This window comes from Pseudoalteromonas aliena, from assembly GCF_038155085.1.
Classification (GTDB): Bacteria; Pseudomonadota; Gammaproteobacteria; order Enterobacterales; family Alteromonadaceae; genus Pseudoalteromonas; species Pseudoalteromonas aliena_A.
The window spans coordinates 1-225 of record NZ_JBAKAU010000144.1 but is presented as its reverse complement, the minus strand read 5'-3'; the positions used below and the strand labels follow the sequence as shown (position 1 = coordinate 225).

General features: G+C 38.2%; 1 pseudogene. It reads right to left on the bottom strand.

What is annotated here, in order from left to right:
• Positions 1-225 (bottom strand): annotated as a pseudogene (locus V6260_RS18860) (EAL domain-containing protein); the annotation flags it as partial.

Sequence of the window (225 nt, the reverse complement as noted above, 5' to 3'; positions counted from 1 at the left end):
CAGTTGATAAGCTCACTAATCAGCGCCAGCAGTGACACGTTACCCAGCACTACATCACACGGAAAGATATTAAGTGAAACATAGAAGCCTTCCGGTAATATCTCTATAGAGGACAACTCTTTTATTGAAGTTTCTATCATTGCCTCAGTAAAAGTCCAGGTTAACTTGTTTTTTCTAATAACCGGAATTAACTCATCAGGAAATAATGCTCCGTACTTATCTTCT